General features: G+C 51.7%; 5 tRNA genes. All 5 read right to left on the reverse strand.

The annotated features are described in order from the left end of the window. Positions 1-8: 8 nt before the first annotated feature. The 5 genes from JCM9152_RS21115 to JCM9152_RS21135 all read right to left on the reverse strand — a co-directional run bounded on the left by JCM9152_RS21115 (position 9) and on the right by JCM9152_RS21135 (position 600). Positions 9-82: transfer RNA gene (locus JCM9152_RS21115), tRNA-Met, on the reverse strand. Positions 83-229: 147 nt separating this feature from the next. Further along, a tRNA-Val gene (locus tag JCM9152_RS21120) sits at positions 230-305 on the reverse strand. Positions 306-313: 8 nt separating this feature from the next. Further along, positions 314-388: transfer RNA gene (locus JCM9152_RS21125), tRNA-Glu, on the reverse strand. A gap of 38 nt (positions 389-426) precedes the next feature. After that, positions 427-520 (reverse strand) — tRNA-Ser (locus tag JCM9152_RS21130). A gap of 5 nt (positions 521-525) precedes the next feature. After that, positions 526-600: transfer RNA gene (locus JCM9152_RS21135), tRNA-Asn, on the reverse strand. Between the last annotated feature and the right edge of the window lie 17 nt (positions 601-617).

The raw sequence follows: 617 nt of genomic DNA on the forward strand, positions 1-617 counted from the left end.
TTCTGGTATTGCGGGGGATGGATTTGAACCATCGACCTTCGGGTTATGAGCCCGACGAGCTACCAGACTGCTCCACCCCGCGTCGTTTCAATGTTTATAGATGATGTTTTTCAGTGAAGAAGACATCTCCTCTTCTCGTATTTCTTGGACGCCATCATGCGTCGATGTGACTCGGTGAGTTTTCGACGATGGGTATGCTCGTTGCTCCACCCGCGTCGTTTCTCTAATATGGTGGAGGATGACGGGATCGAACCGCCGACCCCCTGCTTGTAAGGCAGGTGCTCTCCCAGCTGAGCTAATCCTCCTATATGTATGGTGACCCGTACGGGATTCGAACCCGTGTTACCGCCGTGAAAGGGCGGTGTCTTAACCGCTTGACCAACGGGCCCAACCGTATAACTACTGTTTTACTATATATAAGCGATCTGGCGGAGAGCGAGGGATTCGAACCCTCGAGACGGTTTTACACCGCCTACACGATTTCCAATCGTGCTCCTTCGGCCAGCTCGGACAGCTCTCCAAAGTTGGCTCCACAGGTAGGATTCGAACCTACGACCGATCGGTTAACAGCCGATAGCTCTACCACTGAGCTACTGTGGATCAATAAATTTATGTAA

It is taken from the genome of Halalkalibacter hemicellulosilyticusJCM 9152 (assembly GCF_000513115.1).
GTDB classification, from domain to species: Bacteria; Bacillota; Bacilli; order Bacillales; family Bacillaceae_D; genus Halalkalibacter; species Halalkalibacter hemicellulosilyticus.